General features: G+C 61.4%; 10 protein-coding genes. 3 read left to right on the forward strand and 7 right to left on the reverse strand.

Going from position 1 to position 16,267, the window contains the following annotated elements; translation table 11 throughout:
* Window positions 1-55: 55 nt before the first annotated feature.
* Together AC0L2K_RS04980 and AC0L2K_RS04985 are read right to left on the reverse strand one after the other, a co-directional pair.
* Window positions 56-802, reverse strand: coding sequence for a DsbA family protein (locus tag AC0L2K_RS04980; RefSeq protein WP_091595939.1), 747 nt, complete (start codon window positions 800-802; stop codon window positions 56-58).
* A 130-nt stretch (window positions 803-932) separates the two neighbouring features.
* On the reverse strand, window positions 933-1,433 hold the full coding sequence (locus AC0L2K_RS04985) for a DUF721 domain-containing protein (RefSeq protein ID WP_473530777.1): 501 nt from the start codon (window positions 1,431-1,433) through the stop codon (window positions 933-935).
* Between the two features lie 55 nt (window positions 1,434-1,488).
* Here AC0L2K_RS04985 and mutY point away from each other — a divergent pair, with 55 nt between their 5' ends.
* Window positions 1,489-2,625 (forward strand): A/G-specific adenine glycosylase, encoded by a 1,137-nt coding sequence (gene mutY, locus AC0L2K_RS04990; protein ID WP_473530778.1) that lies wholly within the window; start codon window positions 1,489-1,491, stop codon window positions 2,623-2,625.
* Window positions 2,626-2,670: 45 nt separating this feature from the next.
* Window positions 2,671-3,297 carry an HAD family hydrolase gene (locus tag AC0L2K_RS04995; RefSeq protein WP_128245128.1) on the forward strand — a complete coding sequence of 209 codons (627 nt, stop codon included), beginning with the start codon at window positions 2,671-2,673 and terminating at the stop codon, window positions 3,295-3,297.
* Window positions 3,298-3,474: 177 nt separating this feature from the next.
* Here the strand turns inward: AC0L2K_RS04995 and AC0L2K_RS05000 are convergent, their stop codons facing one another.
* The 5 genes from AC0L2K_RS05000 to AC0L2K_RS05020 all read right to left on the reverse strand — a co-directional run bounded on the left by AC0L2K_RS05000 (window position 3,475) and on the right by AC0L2K_RS05020 (window position 13,106).
* Window positions 3,475-4,275 (reverse strand): FkbM family methyltransferase, encoded by an 801-nt coding sequence (locus tag AC0L2K_RS05000; RefSeq protein WP_473530779.1) that lies wholly within the window; start codon window positions 4,273-4,275, stop codon window positions 3,475-3,477.
* Window positions 4,276-4,318: 43 nt separating this feature from the next.
* Entirely contained in the window at window positions 4,319-4,726 is a 408-nt protein-coding gene (locus AC0L2K_RS05005) for a hypothetical protein (RefSeq protein ID WP_473530780.1), read from the reverse strand.
* A gap of 200 nt (window positions 4,727-4,926) precedes the next feature.
* Window positions 4,927-8,982 (reverse strand): glycosyltransferase, encoded by a 4,056-nt coding sequence (locus tag AC0L2K_RS05010; protein ID WP_473530781.1) that lies wholly within the window; start codon window positions 8,980-8,982, stop codon window positions 4,927-4,929.
* A 65-nt stretch (window positions 8,983-9,047) separates the two neighbouring features.
* The gene (locus AC0L2K_RS05015) at window positions 9,048-12,662 is read right to left on the reverse strand and encodes a glycosyltransferase (protein WP_473530782.1); all 3,615 of its coding nucleotides are present in this window, start codon (window positions 12,660-12,662) and stop codon (window positions 9,048-9,050) included.
* A gap of 21 nt (window positions 12,663-12,683) precedes the next feature.
* Entirely contained in the window at window positions 12,684-13,106 is a 423-nt protein-coding gene (locus AC0L2K_RS05020; protein ID WP_473522518.1) for a hypothetical protein, read from the reverse strand.
* 175 nt (window positions 13,107-13,281) lie between these two features.
* On the opposite strand from AC0L2K_RS05020, the gene AC0L2K_RS05025 reads away from it, so the two are divergent.
* Window positions 13,282-16,242, forward strand: a complete 2,961-nt coding sequence (locus tag AC0L2K_RS05025) for an extracellular solute-binding protein (RefSeq protein WP_473530783.1) — start codon at window positions 13,282-13,284, stop codon at window positions 16,240-16,242.
* Window positions 16,243-16,267: the final 25 nt, after the last annotated feature.

The raw sequence follows: 16,267 nt of genomic DNA on the forward strand, positions 1-16,267 counted from the left end.
GCGCAACAAAAAGTTGCGCACGCCGAAGCGCAGCCGCTTCGGCGCTGCCGAGACGTCAGAGCAGAGGGTCGATAATGGCCGAGATTTCCTCAATCGACAGCGCCCCCTTGTAGGTCTTCCCGTTGATAAAGAAGGTCGGCGTCGAGTCGACCTTGAATTCATCGGCGCCGCGCTTCTGGACCGACCTCACATCGTCCAGAAGTTTCTGGTCCGTCAAGCAGGCCTCGAACGACTCCTGTGTAAAACCGGCCATCTTGGAGATTTGCAGCAGGGCGTCCTTGGTATTGGCGACACCTGCCCAGTTCGCCTGCTGCTTGAACAGAACGTCCACCATTGGGAAATAATTGTCCTTGGAGCAGCGCGCCAGCATGAAACCGGCCTCGGCGCTGGGATCGAAGGGGAACTCGCGCAGGATAAGGCGGGCCTTGCCGGTGTCGATGTATTTCGTCTTCAGCGCCGGGAGCGTGGTTTCATGGAAATGCGCGCAGTGCGGGCAGGTCATCGAGGCATATTCGACGATGGCGACCTTCGCGTCGTCCTTGCCGAGCTGCATGTCGGGCAGTGCGCCGGGCTTCAGCAAGGCAGCCATGTCCACCGTGCCCTGGGCCTCAGGCGCCTTGGCCGCGGCCGGAGCGGCCGGCTTTGCCGGATCGGCCGGCTTCATCGCATCGGCGGGGGCCGCAGGCTTCACATCCTCCGCCACGGCTTTCTCGCCCGAGTCGCTGCAGGCGGCGAGCAGAGCCACCGCCGGAATGGCGGCCAGTGACGACAGGAGGTTTCTGCGGGACAGAAGACGGGGCATACGAATCACCTGACAATGGTTGGATTTTGCAATGCAAAGGCTAGAAAAGGCGAGAGTTGGCGCGAATTAAGGCATCGCCGTCCCCATTCCAATCGCCAAAACTTGGCTATGCGATCACGAAAGCGCGAGATTATGTTTTCTTTTGACCGAGAATGGTGGCGCCGAGCCGCTCCAGCGAGGCGCGCAGCCCATCATCCTCGATCATTCCGACAGTGCCTGACAGCTTCACCTTCTCGGCCGCGGTCAGCGGCCGGATGCCTGGTTTAAGCCGGCCTTTGTCAACCGTGACCGGCTTTTGCACGATTCTGATCCGACCGATAGCGTTGAAGCCGAGGAAGGCGTTGACCCGGTTGATGATCTCGCCGGTCTCGTGCTGCAGATGGAGCGCCGCCATGCCTTCGCAGGCGATGACCAGCACCGCCGGCTCGAACGGATCATCTTCATGCATTCGGCGCGGCCACTGGATCTTTTCAGGGCACGAACGGCTGGCAAGCCGCGGCCCGGCAATCTCCTCCCATGACTGGACGAGCCCGATCGACATGCCGGCTCGCTTGCGCAGCACCGGATCGAGGATCTGGGTTGCGAGATCACTCACCGGAACGGGATTGCCGAAGGGCCTTTTCCCTGCCATGTGCGTTCTCCAGTCACGACCTTCACCATGCATCGGTTAGGCCAGTCCTCGATCAATGGCACTGCACGACCAGACCCGCAAGACCGCATCCGGAGACAGCGGCAAAGCCGCATCCGGAGAAAGTGGCGAGATCGCGTCCCGCCTGCTCGCCTGGTACGACGCGCATCATCGCGACTTGCCGTGGCGCATTGCGCCGCGCGAGTTGGCACGCGGCATACGGCCCGATCCCTACCGGGTCTGGCTTTCCGAAGTCATGCTGCAGCAGACCACGGTCGAAGCGGTAAAATCCTATTTCCGGGCCTTTGTCGAGAAATGGCCCGATATCGAGGCGTTGGCCGCTTCAGCGACCGAAGATGTCATGAAGGCCTGGGCCGGACTCGGCTATTATTCCCGCGCGCGCAATCTCAAGGCCTGCGCCAATCTCGTCGCGCGGCAAGGCGGCAGGTTTCCGGATACGCAAGCTGGCTTGAGAGAGCTGCCCGGCATCGGCGCCTACACGGCGGCGGCGATCGCCGCGATCGCCTTCGACCAGCCCGCCGCGGTCGTCGACGGCAATGTCGAGCGGGTGGTTTCCCGGCTGTTTTCGATCGTCACGCCGCTGAGCGAGGCCAAGGGCGACATATGCACCTATGTCGAGCGCATGGTTCCAGCGACCAGGCCGGGCGACTTCGCCCAGGCGATGATGGATCTCGGCGCGATGATCTGCACGCCGCGGCGGCCGCGCTGCGGGCTCTGCCCGCTGCGCGAGGATTGCAGCGCCATTATTTCCGGCGATGCCGAACGCTTCCCTGTCCGCCTGCCGAAGGGCGAGAAACCATTGCGGCGCGGGGCTGCTTTCGTTGCCGTACGCGGCGATGGCGCCATCCTTTTGCGCAAACGTGGGGATCAGGGCCTGCTCGGTGGCATGACCGAAGTGCCGACGACCGGCTGGACCGCGCGGATCGACGGCGGCACCACAGCGGCGGCGGCGCCCTTCCCCGGCAACTGGCGGCCAGCCGGGAAAATTGGCCATGTCTTCACCCATTTCGCGCTCGAACTCGAAATCTTCAAAGCGATGATCGATGTCGCCGCCCCAGCGGGTCATTTCTGGTCGCTGGCCGACGAAATTTCCGGCGAAGCACTGCCCACCGTCATGAAAAAGGTAATCGAAGCAGCGATACCGGGCGCGACGAAGAAGCAGCGCGCACGTTGAATCGCCCACATCGCCCCCATTGAACTGCGTTGAACGAGGACAAGAATGACCGAAATCCGCCACATCGTTTTCGACATCGGCAGAGTGCTGATCCATTACGATCCGAACCTGCCGTTCAGCCGTATCATTCCGGATGCCGAGGAGAGAAAGTGGTTTTTCGACAATGTCTGCACGCATGACTGGAACATCGAGCAGGACCGCGGCCGCAGCTGGGAAGAGGCCGAGGCGTTGCTGATCGCCGAACACCCGGACCACGCCGAAAACATCCGCAACTTCCGCCGCCTCTGGCACGAGATGGTGCCGCACGCTTACGATGACAGCGTCCAGCTCATGGACAAGCTGATCGAGAGTGGCCACGACGTCACCATGCTGACCAATTTTGCGTCCGACACGCTTGCCGAAGCCCGGCAGCGTTTCGACTTCCTCAACCGCCCGCGCGGTGTGACCATTTCGGGCGAGATCGGCATGATCAAGCCGGATCGGGGCATTTACGACCATCACGCGACTGCATTCGGCCTCGAGCCCGCGGCCACGCTGTTCATCGACGACAGCCAGAAGAATGTCGACGGCGCCAAGGCGGCCGGCTGGCAGTCGGTGCTGTTCACTGACGCAAAGACGCTCGCGGCGGACCTCGATCGCCTGGGGGTCAGAGTCGTGTTGCCGGCCTTCTGACTGTACCCCACACGAATGAAGCCGAGCCGCTCCATAAAAGAATAGAATAAAGTTTATACATGGCCTGCCGCCCTTCGGCCATGCAGTGTCTTTGCCTTTCCGGCGGTGGGGCTTCTGAAGATATCCTTCCAGAATACGGTCCCCCAGGGTAAACTGTGGAGCGTCAAAAAAAGGAGTTCAAACGCCCGCCGCGCTCGACATCCCACGCCGAGCGTGCAGGTCCAGCCAGAACGAAAAGCTCGCACCAAACCAGAACGGTGTTGAGGTCTGCTCGTCGCGGAGCTTCGAGTAGTGGGCGTGTGTCCGGCGGACTTCATCCTGATCAAGCCATCGTCCAAGCGTATCCTCGCCGAATGGACCTGATGCCCCTTCCGGGAAAACCCAATCGCGTGTCCGCCGCAGTGTGCTCGTATCCCCAGCTTCCAATGCCAGCTGCTCCGGGGTGGGCGGAAGTTGCAAGGGGAGGAAATGGAACTGACTTACGCACTTGAATTCCCTGTAGCCGAGAGCGCTCAATTTCGTGACGAACTGATCGATGTCACCTAGTTCAACTGAGACATACGCCGGCAGATCGGCACGATCTTGTAACGCTTCGATGCATAGGAAATCGTTACCTTCGATATCGACCTTAAGGTAGAATGGCACACCGCATTGCTCCAAGACCCATCCGAACGTCTGGCAAGGGACCTGGATCCTGTGGTGGGGCAATCCGTTGCGGGATGAAATAGTGCGGTCAAAAGAGTTCCAAACGCTGTGTGCTTCGCATATCCAGAAATCTGAGACGCCGGGTTTTGCCGCGATCCCAATGTTGACGATCTGCAGACATCCGCTTTCCAATTCTTTCCCGAAGCGGCTCACGGCGCCTTTGCAGAGATTTGGATCAGCTTCGATGGCTACGACACGAAAACCTCGGTGGAGGTAATATGCGGTATCATCCCCATTGTTCATTCCGACGTCATAGACCAAGTCAGCCTGCATGATACCTCGTTGTCTACTGAACCTGCATTGTTGTTTGGACCAATCAATCTATCTGGGCCAATTCGAGATCAACGTCCTTGATAACTTTCGGTTCAACTCGACTGTCAATGTAGACCTCGACATGACGACCTAACAGCCGCGGGCGGCATCTGTTCCCATTCACCGGTTGGGGCTGCGTTCGTGGACCGCCCTCTTGTTTATCATTCATTGCTATGGATCTCCAATGCCTGCGCATTTGACAATCGCGATCATGCTGACGGCTTCTGTACTTTCGCACCTCTATGAAAAACGCCGCCGCCAGGCCGAAATCGGCCGCCAGCATCAGCCCTAAAGACCGAAACCGTAACCCACCGACGCACATCAGACCGTTCACAACTTCATTGCTGCACCACCAGTCGCGGAAATGCCGGGAGGTCGAGGTATCCAGTTGCGGAAAGACTTTGTTGAACAAGATGTTGGCGATGTCTCCCCGTCTCCCATGAATGCACGATGACCATGGCCGCCGTGGGAGATAGGATGGGTTCGCTGGCTGGAACGCAAAGCAACGCCCGCCAGCATTACCATCGTGACTGAGTGGCTTGACTGAGTGGCTCGTCCCGAACCGGCGGAAACGGCGCGGCCGGCGGCCCCGGGAATATCGGATGACGCACGCTATTCCCGAGTCGCCCTGCTTTCATCATTGCGGACGCGCTCGGTCCACCAACCGGCCTCTCTCGCGATCTTTTCGAGCGCAGCCGAAAATTCGGGGCCGAATCGCTGCGGATCGTTGTGGGCGAGTGGGCCAGCCGCCAAGGCCAAGCCCAGCCGGTCTCGAAGCGCTCTCAACTTCTGGCGATCGTTCGCCAGCCCCGCAGCAATGAAGCGGTAATCGTCAGGGGTGTGTGCGACCATTTCAGGTAGTCCGAAGGCTCGAATCCAGGATGTTCCTGTCAACTCGCGAAGGGAGTCGCCGGCAAGAGTCAACGCAGGCGTACCTGCCGACAGCGCTTCGCAGACGGTCGTCGCTCCAGTGTAGGGAAAACTATCGAGATAGAGATCGGCGTTTGCCATGATCTCTCTCACTCGCTTCGGCGTCTGAGTCGACAGAAGAACCGCCCGCTCTTCCGAAACACCTGCAGCTTGCAAGCAGCGCAAGAGCCGATCTCGAAAACGGGCAGGCGCGAAATCCATCGACCAGTTGGACGCGAATGGACAGAGTACGAGCATAGACGCCGGTGCATCGCGCAAGATCGCCGCCCAGGTTTCCAGAAGCCTGTCCTCGACCTTGTGCGCCATCGCGCCGCTCACGAGCATCACTGCGTCTCTTGCGATACCGAGGTCCTGCCGGAGCTTTGCGGTTCTTCGAGGGGTCTCTTCGGTGAAGGCATAGGCGCTTTGGAGCGGCCCCTCGATCCAGGCCAGCTGTTCGACGTAATGCCTCTGTGGCTCGCCAGGTTCGGTGGCGCGGCACGACAATGCGAAATCGAAGCTGCGAAATCCACCAGTCGTCGGGCACACCGCGGCGTGCCAGATCTGAACCTCCGCCAGCCGGTGCGCGACAATAGCCGACGTCTTCTCGTAATCGGCGACGTAGCAGCCGGTTACGAAGAGATCCAGTTGCAGCGCTCGGATCGCTGCGACGGATTCGCCTACCGAAAGTCCACTTAGGCAAAGTTCGCGCTCGAAGCGCTTGCCAACGGAGACACCACCAGCCCCCTTGTCCATGCGGATGAGCACCGGTTCGAAGAGACTGCGGTCGATACCGGCGTACATGCCGAGCAGTGCCCAACCTTCGGGATTTGGCAACACATCGCGCACCAGAACACCGAGCCGCAATTTTCCGCTGGATGGGGGGCGACGGCGCGGCATGGCGAGGTGCGCGCCGTGCCGGACCAGCAGGCGCTCGATGCATCGGCTGCGCAGCCGAACAAGATCGCGCAATTCGCCGGCGCCGAAGATGGCGACCGTACTGCGCAACTCGCGTAAGCAACGAGCGGCCAAAGCGTAGATGGCGCTTTCAAGAGGCGCGCGTGCCAAGACGCGGTCGATACTTGAAAGCAAACGCAATAGAAAAGCACGATAGGTTTTACGGGCGCCTGCGGAATGAATATCGGGCGCGCGACCGAGATAGACCGCCGCACCATCCGGAAACCAGAGAAGCGGCGCAGGCAGGCTTTCCAAGTCAGGCGAAAGGGCCAGATAAGCGGGGCGAAACAGGAAAGACAGCAGCCATCCCCGCAATGCCGACGCTTCGGGGCGGTCACGTGGCCGGCCTGTCCAAGAGACTGCACTCACGAAGGCGACCGCTTCTGCGTTCTGGACAGCATGGCCGAGGCCCACGATGACGTCCAGACTACCTTTTTCCGAGGCGAGCAGGACCAGCGCCTTCGCGTCGCATGTTTCGATGAACTCGGCCAATTCCTGGCAAATCGCGGACAGCTCTACCATACCGCCGGCACCTCGATCTGAAACAAGCAACGCTTTGCCCTGCCCGATAAGAGAGCGGAACCTAGGCGACGGCCTCGCCTGCGCCTTCGGCAGAAACGGCGGCGCGTCGATCGCCTCGCGACCTCGAAGCTCCATACTGGTCAGGACGAAGGCTGCGACCGTCGCAGCCGCGCTCATACCGGATGTTTCGGGCACATACACGGAGTGAAACACGAGGTTGGAAGGCTTGCGCCCGGATCGCCGGGGCAGCGCGATCTCGATCTCGCCGGCACCATCGAGCTGTACGGCCGTGTGGATATTGCCGTCCTCGCTGACCGCGAAGAAGTGGCGGAATCCTGGAAGCGGACCGAAAAGCGGTTCGATACAGACGCGAAGGATAAGACCACTTGCCATTTCTGGCGTGCAAAAGGACATCTGGGCTTCGGCTAAGACGTTGCGCGCACCTCCCAATTCCGGCTCGACATGCCAACCTGAGCCTAGAAAGGCACGGCCGGAATCCTCAATTCCGAGGAAAATGCATTCGCCTAGATTAAGGATAGGCGAAATGCTCCGATCGTCAATCACCGACGGACTCAGGTCCAGCAATCCGATTTCGGCGATGCGAAGCAGCGCGCCCGCCGCGTCGGTAGCCGGCTCGAATCCGATTTCGATATCATTAGATAAGACCGAGACCTGGTTTGTGGGCAGTCGCACGACCAAGCTTCGTGTGCTCCCGAGCCAGCCTGAAAACAAGGAACGCCCGTCCTGACGCAACTGCAGCCAGCCGCGCGGCGGAAGTTCTCCGAAAGAAAGAACAACTGCGAACTTTCCCGACGACGCCACCTGAAATCGCATTCTGGCACTTTCGGCGCGCATGGTTGCCCCGCCGTCGTTGTCCGTTTCCCATTCGCTGATGTCGAGTCCAGCGGCAAGCCCTTCCGCGAAAGGAAGCAATCCCGCCGTGCACAAACAAGGCGCGGGCGCGTTGACTCCCTTGGTCGATACCTCCAGGCCAAGAATCCTTGGCGGAGGCGGTTGACGATCGGCCGGTCGCTGGGCTCCGACCCTAGTGGAGACCTCGACCGTGATGCATCGGTCCAACGCCCAAGGGTCGTAGGCGATCGGTACGCGCACGCGTATCGCATCGCTCAGTTGTCCGTGCCAGACAAGCTCCCCGTCGAGCTTGACCTCCGCACAGGACTGACCATTGTCCGCCCCAGCAGCAGGTTCGATTTCGAGCGCGAGGAGCAGCGCTTCCGGCGATGGGTCGATGCGGAACTCAACCAGACTACTGAATCGCGACGAAGACGTGCCGTCAAGCAGATCCGGTACAGGACGTAGGGGTTCGCGCCTATCCCTGAGAACGCCGGTCCAGCGATCGAAAGGTAGGAATTTCGGCCATCGCGATCTTTCCAGCCGAGCGACCGCAGAACGGTCCACCCCTATTTCCTGGCCCGCAGATACTTCACTCGGTGGGTATGTTCGCGAAGGCCTTCGGCTCGTGGCACCCGCTTCTTCGAGAATTTTCCGGGCACGGTGGCCAAGCAGGAATCGCAGCGCCTCCGCTTCATGTGGATCCTCGGTAAAACGCTCGGCGACTTCCGCAAGATCAAACAGCGCGTCGGAGGTGTCGGTTCTGTTGGCAAACTCGCGCGCGAGGTGCGGCATGGCGTCTAGCGCCTGGGCATGGTTATTGCCGCCATGAATGCGATAAGAACCCAGAACCTGCGGCACGTGGTCGGCGCGCCCGAAGAGCGCTGCCGCGCGGATGAGATAACAGTCGGCACTGATGCGCCAGCGCGGTTCAGGCATAGGCAGAACGCGCTCGAGCAAGCGCCGCGAGAACGCGTTGCCCGATGTCGGCGGAGATGAAAAAGCGCCGGTACTGAGCAATTCCGGACGGTTATCACCCGCACTCGATCTGATCGATGCGGCATGCACGCCTGTGCTGTGACCAGCACCGTCGATGGTTTCCAGCCCGAATGTGAGGACGGCGAGATCGTCGCTCCAGTGGTAGAGGATGACATCGATCGCGTCTGGACGAAGCAGATCGTCTGCGTCGACGAAGATCACAATGTTCCCAGTCGATCGGGCGAAGCCGACGTTAAAGGCAGCTGCCTGCCCGCGATTGTCGGTCCTCAGCAGTTCGATTCGACTGCCGTATCCCTCGAGAACCCGGCCGGTGGCATCCGTGGAACCGTCGTCTACCACGATCACTTGGGAGGGCGGGCATGTTTGGCCCAGGATGCTTTCGAGGCAGTCCTGCGTGAAATGTCCATAGTTGTAGCAGGTGACGATCACGCTTACTGTAAGATCCGCAGGTGCTTTCAAACTGGGTGGTCCGCCGTCGCTTCGCCTCTGATCCCTCATTTTTCCTGATCCACTAGCTTGCGCCGTGCCTTGTCGCCCGATGCCCGTCCATGCCTGGCTGCTACGCGCGATCGTCCAGCGTGTCGGACGACCTCGACGGCGCATATCGCGCCGCCGAGCATGCCGGGGCTGCTGGCGCCAACGGCAATGGCGGCCACGACGGCATCCACTTCGATCGTCAGCAGCGGGCCGCGTTTCGCGTCAGAGGGCACGATCGGCAGGCGGAGCGTTTCGAGGCCGCCTATCTGGGTTTCGGCGTACGCATCCCCACACATCAACCGAAGATGCTGCCTCGGTCGAAGCTGGGTTAGCACGGCTACATTCAAGAACTGCGAGTCTTGAGGCAATGGCGGCAACTTGAGGGCAGTGCGATGCACCGCAAACCAGAGCGCCGAATCAAGCACCGGATACCAGTCCGAGGGCGCGACGGTAAAACGCGACAAGGTCCCAGCATCGAAGAAGGATGCCGCAGCTTCGGAAGTCCCCTCATCCGGCTGGATCGCAGGTGAGGCAGGCCTGAAAAGCTGAACGGAACCGAGCGTGAACGGCCAATCGCCTTCCAATCTGCCTTCCAGCACCGGACACGCCTCCCCTTCCGGAAGGTCGACCGTTATCAGATTGTCGGCCCCCAACCAGTAAAGGCAGGTTCGTCCGCCGACAGACAATTTGGCCATGACCGGCTCCGTGTGCGCCGCCCTCATCGTCAAATAAAGTGCCAGCCTCGCCGGTCCAAAACCTGCGGGCACCGGAATGCCTAGCCGGAAGTTGCCGGGCGCCAACAACGCTACCTTTCCGTCGGGGATTAATCCCCGCGCGTCTCGCTCGGGGCCATCCGCATAGGGTCCAGCGTCATGGCGGATGTTTGGGCTAAGGACGGTGCCGCCACGACCGTAAGTGAGCGCATCCACTCGAAGCGAAGCGAGTCGCAGAAAGGGCCATCGGCCGGTTCCCGGATCGGCTCCGAGCCAAAGCTCCACCTTGAGCCGGCCCGATATTCCGGCGATGTCTTGGGAGACCATCACGGAAAAGGATCTCCCGTCTGGGGCCTCGTGGATTTCCATCATCACGCCGTTGACGACAACCTGCAGCACGTCGACGAGCGGAGAGCCGACGTCGTCCGCCAGGCAAAGGCAGAGCGAGTAAGGCGCACGCTCATGCACGGACAATGCCAGAGTTGCGTGCGCACCCGCCATCGCTACGCCATGCCTGTCCGGCCAGTCCCATCCATTGACCAGCATTCCGTCGGCCCGCGAGAATTCAGGCGGCCAACCAGCGTGCGATCGTTTGCGTGAGAATAATAGCTCGTGCGATACGGGAATGCGTGGCGCAACCGGCGGCGCTGCCGGTACGAGAGAAATCTCTAACAGCCGGAAGCAAACCCGTTCGGCCTGCGCGGGAGGCACCCGCATGCTCACGCATGCCGCGTATGCTCCCGGGCCCGAACCGATCGGCGTCCAGCGCAGGAGTAGTTCCTGCGGCAGTGTGAATTCCATCGAGCCGGTTCTATGAAGGTTGAAATCACCGATGGCAACGCCGTTGAGGCGCACTTCGATGCCCCGGACCGGCCCATCGCCGGAAATTTCGAATTCGAACCTTGCCCGCCAGTTCGCGGCGATCTCCGGTAAACGAAAAGCGAGAAAGGCTTCGGGCGCTTCCGGCCTTAATCCGGAAATTTCGCCGAGCGACCACCCCCCGCCGACGATCCGGCGTGCCTTCGGCGACGTGGCGAACGCGACACGCTCTCCAGGGCTGAGACGCGGCCATTTCGCGGGCCCGGCCGCATAGACAAGATCTATCAACTCGGGTTTCAATGCGGCGATGGAATGGGCACCCGCAGCCTGGCCGCCGATTGCCAAGCGCGATGACTCGATCGCTCGCCGTAGCCTATCGCCAAAGGTCATAGTACGGGATGTCAATGCGTCGCCAACCCCTCCAGCCACGTCCCTCATGATCCGTGTCAACGAGCGATCCGGGCTTTCGAGCGTGACCTGCAACAGCAGCCGCCTGAGGCCGAGGCGAAATCGCTCCGCAAGGGGGGGCGGCATGAATTGCGCCAACTTCGGCAGGATGCCTCGCCAAGCCCGCGCACGCTGCACCTGAAGCTTTGGGAGCAGGTAAGGCTCGGCGCCGAGGACCCGAAAGTAGCCGTTTCGGTCATGCACGCGATACTGCCCCAGCACCTCGTCGAGATCGGCTGTCTCGCCCAGCGTCGCGCATGCGATTACCAGATACAGGTCGGCGCAAAGGCGCCAGTCCTGCTCCGGAATCGGAAGCACGGCCTCCAGGATTTGCCGCGGAAAGGCGTTGCCACTGGTCGGCATGAAAGGAAAGATGCCGCGCGCTGCGAGCACGCCGCACAGCCAACCTTCGGAATCACGTCCGTCGGGCGCATAGAGCCCGATCGGCCGGCCAGCCTGGTCCACAGTCTCCAGCCCGAACTGCAATCTGGACACACCGCGCAGCGATGCCTTGCCGATCTGCTCAACCAAATTTGGAAGCAGCAGGTCATCGGCGTCCAGGAAAAGTACAATGTCTCCGGTCGCGTGCTTGAATCCCTCGTTTAGGGCGGAGGCTTGGCCGCCATTGGTCTTGAAGACCGAAACAATTCCCGGCGTGGCGGTAATCATCTCGCGCGAGCAATCGGTCGAACCGTCGTCGACGACGATTACTTCCCTCGCGGATACCGTCTGGTTTAGCGAAGTCGCAATCGCATCGCCTAAATAGGAGCCGTAGTTGTAATTATTGATGACGATGCTTACAGACCGGCGCGGCGCGCGCCCTAGCGCCGTCACAGCTTCGTCCAAGGCGGCGGCCAACGCGTCGGCATGGTTGGGCAGCGCGTTCAGCAACGCTTCCAGCGCGAGGGCTCGACGGGCGTCGTCGCGACGGTTCCTGGGCGATCCAGACACGGAGGCGAACGCGCCCGGCAGATCAGAAGGCTTCGAGACGTCATGGGTCAGGCTAAGGCCGGCGAAGCAATTTTCTCCCACTACAATCAACTCAACTCCCGCGGCGAGCGCGGCAAAGGCAGTGATTGATGGACCCGAAATGAGCGCCACGGGCAGCTGCTCGGCCGCTCCTTCCACCTCGTCGGACGTTACCGGCGACGGGCGGGTTTCCGCAGGAAGCCAGCTAAGCGGCAATTCGTTAACCACAACGTTTCCGAAGGTCGTCAGGGTAGCAGTTTCCACTGGATCGCCAGTCAATGGCAGGCTGGCTATAAGAGCACCAACTGCGTCGACGCCCAGCGTCGAGCCAAAGGCAGAAACCAACCGCCACAAACGACAGTCCTCACCCTGTCGCCCGCTCGGGAGGTATTCTGAAAGGCGAAGGCGTCCGCTGATCCAGCTGCTGCTGACCGAGATTGTCGGTAAGTGCGCGGCCGCCGCCGCCGCAAGCATGTCGCCGTGCTCCGGATCGTCGCGGCCGCACGTAAGAACCGCTGCGCCACCATTCGCGGCGACATCTGCTGCAAGCGCGACCCTTAGGGCGATGGAACGCGCCGCCAGCCGTTCAGCCAATCCCATTTTCAGACCGAGCGCATGGAAAGACGGCGTGACCGAACAAACCACAGACTCGGCAGAGTGAATCACTCCCTTGTCAGTGCGCATTCGTCATAGGCGACCGGGAACTCAGTACCGCCCGCCTCCCGCTTGTATAGGTTCGCTGCTCCTGGTTGCAAGGCGCGTTCTGGGCCCAGGCAAGCTAACGCGCACGCGGGCGGGAAGCGCGCTCAGGACCGACGAGTCCAGCCGAGCGATTGCAGAGGGTGACAAGGCCGCCAGCACGGATGCTGGCATTGCGCCGAGGAGCGGGGCAATGCAACGGCTAGACGGATAGCTGTTGAGGAACGCATTAATGTCACGCGGCGACCTGGACTGCAGTGCCGTGGCGCACATCGCGCCTTCCGCCTCATTGACGTCCCGTTCGGCCTGGGTTTTCGCCATGACCCGCCATTCCGGAACGCAGCCGACCTGGGTGAGTGCGATGCCGCCGAGCGACACGCCCGTGATCAGCGATCGTGTCAGTGCAGAAAGCTTTTCGTCGCCAGGCATGAAATGCTCCAGAATTTCAAACCAATGACTGCGTCGGGGCGCCTATTCCCTCGATTTTGTAATATTACACGGAAACGATGTGATTCAAAGCCGCCGTGATGGCCCCTTTTTCTTTACCGTCCGTCGGCGGTGCGGTAAGGAAGACGCACGATCAAACCGCTGAGGGTTCAGTAGAATGCGCCCAAGCCTTCTCTTCCGGTTTCTGGCATTTCAGAACACACTCGCCGCCACACTCGCTCTGATCCTCGCCGCCGCGATATCGGTTGCCTTCACCGATTCCGCGCTTGCCCAACGGATCGCGCTCGTGATCGGTAACGGCAAGTACCAAAGTGCCGGAACGCTGGAAAATCCGCCCAAGGATTCCGCGGCGATCGCCGAAAAGCTTCGCGAGCTGGATTTCAAAGTTACCATGGCGATCGACTCCGATCTGCGAGGCATGCGCGCATCGTTGCAGGCGTTTACCGAAGCTGCGAGTTCCGCCGAGATCGCAGTGATCTTCTATGCGGGCCATGCGATCCAGGTAGACGGCGAAAACTACCTCATCCCCGTTGACGCAAAAATCCGCTCTCGCGACGACCTGTCGCCCTCGGCGGTTCGCGCCGGCGAGATTTACGAGAGCCTGTTGAAGGCCCACCCACAGGTAACCGTCCTCATCCTCGATGCATGCCGAGATAATCCTTTCACCAAGGCGGTCAAGGCCCCCGCCGGTCTCGCTAGTGGTTCAGCTTCCTCGGCCATGCTCGTGAAACACCCTAACTCCGGCGGTGCGATCATCGGTTTCGCCGCCGCGCCCGGAGCGGTTGCCTATGACGGCGGGGCCGGCAACAGCCCCTACACGACCGCCCTGCTGCAGTGGATCGACCGGCCGGGCCTCGAACTCGCCACAATGCTGCGCCGCGTTCGCAGCACGGTGGTCGAACTAACACGTGGCGCACAGGTTCCCTGGGTCGAGGAAGCCCTGCTGCGCGAAGTGTACATGCATCCTTCGGATCCCGCTGCAATCGCCAAACTCGAATCCGGCGAGAAGCTTCAGGTCGCACTTCTCGACACGATGCGGGCTCTAGACAATCCAGAGGAAAAGATGGCCGCCAGTGAATTCTACAAGCGATTCACTGGCAATGACCAGGCGGCGCATCTCGTGCTAGGGGAGTCCGCGGCGAACCAGCAGAATCCAGACAACGCTTTCGCCACCCAAGCTCTTGTGTGGCTGTCGATCCGGCAAAGCCGAGATCCGGAAGACTTCCGCAAGTTTCTGGCGACCTACCCGGAAGGACCATTCGCGCTCCTCGCTTCTGCTAGGCTTGAGCGCGTTGAGGCTGATCGGTTCAAAGTCGCTTCGCTGACGAACAAAACCGGCATTCTGATAGTGGGGGAGACGTCTGTTACTGCCGTCACACCGGTGCCTTCGGAAGCAATGGTGCCCGGAGCCAGCACTGACGCAACTAAAGCACTGCGCCCGCAGGATGCACCTGCGCAACCGCAGCAGCCCGCTGCCAAACCGGCGCCCGTCGCCGGGAGGGCGGAAGCAAAAGTGGTCCGCCCCGAAGCGCTCGGACCGGCGGCGTCTCAGGGGCAGCAGGTGGCCGCCCTTGAGACCGACGATCCGCTTGAAGGAGAGGCCGCACTCGGGCTCTCGCGCGATGCGCTCTCAGGCGTGCAGATGCTTCTGGCAGCCTCCGGAAACTATAGCGGGGCCATCGACGCCAATTTCGGCCCTAGGACGCGCGGGGCTATAGCCGCCTTCCAGAAGTCGGCTGGTCTGGCCGATAGCGGCTATCTGAGCCGGGCGACGCTTCAAGGGCTGACAAACCATTACGCCCGGAAGGCGCTGTCGGGCATGGCACATGCCAGCGCGCGGGCGGCCGTACATCTGGTGGCCGCCGTGGCATCGCGCGGGCCCGGTGCCCGCCCGATCACTTTGCGCGTCGCCGCGATGAGCCGCAACGACCAGGTCCACGCCTTCTGGAACAACCTTGCCCAGGATTTCGAAGCCGCGCATCCGGGCTACCGCGTCGAGATCACCCACCAACCCGACTATGAGTACAAAGAGAGGCTGCTATCCATGCTCGGCTCGCCGACGCCTCCCGACATCATGCACACCTGGGGCGGCGGCCATCTGGAGGCGCTGAGGGTCGCCGGGTTCGCACGAGACCTAACTAAAGATATGTCTGACGGCTGGGCTATGGAGTTCCGGCCCGGGGTCTTGCAATCTTTCACTCAAGACGGTCACGTCTACGGCGTGCCGTCGTCCGTGGAACTTGTATCGCTATGGGCAAACAAGGCCCTTCTAGAAAAAGCCGGTGTCACAAGGGAACAACTCGCGACATGGGACGGATTCCTCCGGGCCGTGCACCAGCTGCGATCCGCTGGAATCGTTCCGATCGCCATCGGCGGCCGCGACCGCTGGCAGTTCCAGTTCCTCTATGGAATGCTGGCGGAGCAGATCGGCGGGCGCGACGCTTTCGCCAAGGCCTATGCTGGTGGCTCGGATGGCTTCATAGCGCAACCTTTCGTCGCCGCCGGAGACCGGCTGCGACAGCTGGCAGACCTCGATCCGTTCCAGCCGGACTTTCTCTCCGTTGGCGAGGGGGACGCGGGAATGCTCTTCTCCAAAGGTAAAGCCGCGATGATAGTCACAGGCAACTGGCGTCTCAACACGATGCGCTGGAACTGGCCGGGTGGCTTTGACAGAATGAAGAATGAGCTCTTGCGTCTGGAGTTGCCGGGCACTGCCCGTGGGGTCGATGGAGCGGCCACCTACGGCGGCGCTGACGGCTACGTCATTAACAGCAAGGCGCCCGACCTGGCAGTGGAACTGCTCCGCGTGCTCTCCTCGCCCGCCGTCCAGACGAGGATCGCAGAGCTTGCCGACTCGGTCCCCTCCGTCTCAGGAGCCGACCTGGGTGTCTCCGATCCATTCGTCAGAGAGGTAGCCGACACTCTGCTCCGCAGCAGCTACCACCAGCTTTACTATGATCAGGCGCTCGGACCGGAAGCCGGCGAAGTCGTGAATGACATAGCAACCCGCCTGGCGACGGGTCAGATAGGCGGTAGAGAGGCCGCGCACCAGATCGATCGCGCCTGGCAGCAGGCTCTACACGAACGATCGGATCAACCGGTGCCAATCAAGCCGTAGCTGCGGCACCATCCCCGAAGCGGGC

The organism is Mesorhizobium sp. WSM4817 (assembly GCF_055811135.1).